Annotated in this window: 1 pseudogene; it reads right to left on the bottom strand. The window is 54.9% G+C overall.

Going from position 1 to position 543, the window contains the following annotated elements:
* Positions 1-543, bottom strand: a pseudogene (locus ACTHUR_RS17385) (amylosucrase); the annotation flags it as partial.

Consider the following 543-nt stretch of genomic DNA (forward strand, 5'->3'; position numbering starts at 1 on the left):
GGTGTGCCCAGCGGCTGTCGTCACTCTTGTTGCTGTCGTTCGACCAGTCGTCGTCGTTGAGCGTACCGACTTCGTCGCCTAGATAAATCAGCGGTAAGCCGCCGGTACTCAAAGCGATACTGTACAAAAGTTTGATGCGCTCAACGGCATATGGATCGTTTTGCGCCAAGCCGACCAATGCTGCGGCTGTACCACTGACACGGCAGTCGCCTGTGCTTGGGTTGTATTGGAACGGTACACCGCGCGCGAAGCTGCCGTCGAAATGGTTGACGAAGAAGCGGTTGAGGAATTGTCGGTGGTCGTAGCCGTGAATACCGAACTGCCATGCGTCCTCATCGGCAAATGTCCAGCCGATGTCGTCATGACTGCGGACATAGTTGACCCATGCAGTATGGTCGGGCAGGTTGTGGCGGTAGGTTAGTGCTTGATGGAGCAGGTTGACTTCGCGTGTGGCGAGGGTGTTCCACAACAATGCCATTTGCAGAGGGTTGTAGCCGATTTGGCATTCGTCTTGGCTGATGTATTGGACAACTTGGTCAGGAT

The organism is Neisseria sp. P0021.S007 (assembly GCF_051956855.1).